This is a genomic window from Mesorhizobium sp. M7A.F.Ca.US.005.03.2.1, assembly GCF_003997795.1.
GTDB classification, from domain to species: Bacteria; Pseudomonadota; Alphaproteobacteria; order Rhizobiales; family Rhizobiaceae; genus Mesorhizobium; species Mesorhizobium ciceri.
Genome location: NZ_RZRP01001445.1, coordinates 1 through 789 on the forward strand (window position 1 = coordinate 1; position 789 = coordinate 789).

Below are 789 nucleotides of genomic sequence, written 5' to 3' on the forward strand. Positions count from 1 at the left end.
CGCTGATATCGGTCAGGAGCGTCGGAGGCGGGGCAGCGAACCCGGCCTGGACGGCAATCCGGCGTCGCAGGCTCGGCGTCGATTTCCTGCCCGCGCTTTCCGACGAGGCCGCCGCCGGCACGGCGCGGCTGGCGCTGATGAGTGCAAGCCGGGCAGGACTCCTATGAGCGCGAAAACGATCGAACGTCTCGACGGCCTCGGGCCGCTGGCGGAGCGCTATAATGTGTTTCTGCTCGACCAGTTCGGCGTGCTGCACGACGGCACGCGGCCCTATCCAGGCGCAGTGGCAGCGCTATCGGCGCTGAAACGCGCCGGCAAGACCGTGGTGCTGGTTTCGAACTCCGGCAGGCGGGCTCAGCCCAATGAAAGCCGGCTCATAAAACTCGGCTTCGAAGCGGGAAGCTGGGATCATTTCGTTTCTTCCGGCGAGGTGGCGTGGCGATCCTTTGGGGAGATGGCGGCGTCGGGAAAGCTGCGCCCGGGGACAAAATGCCTGCTGATCAGCCGCGACAATGACCGCTCCGCGATCGAAGGCCTGCCATTTGCGCTGACCGGGTCCGGCGATGAGGCCGAGCTGGTGCTGATCGCGGCCAGCGAGGGTGACCGCTTTGACTTTGACCATTATCGCAGGCTGTTCGCGCCGGCGGCGGAGCGGCGGGTGCCGTGTTTCTGCACCAATCCCGACATCATCATGCTGACGGCCGTTGGCCCTCGCTTCGGCGCCGGCCGGCTGGCCGATCTCTACGAGAGCCTGGGCGGCAGCGTTACCCGCATCGGCAAGCCCGACAC

At 66.7% G+C, this 789-nt stretch carries 1 protein-coding gene and 1 pseudogene; both read left to right on the forward strand.

All coding sequences use genetic code 11. The features are described 5' to 3' along the window. Positions 1 to 167: pseudogene (locus EN991_RS41500) on the forward strand (carbohydrate kinase); the annotation flags it as partial. Next, on the forward strand, positions 164 to 789 hold a 626-nt coding region (locus EN991_RS38380; RefSeq protein WP_127370635.1), incomplete at its 3' end, for a TIGR01459 family HAD-type hydrolase. The pseudogene EN991_RS41500 and the gene EN991_RS38380, both read left to right, overlap by 4 nt.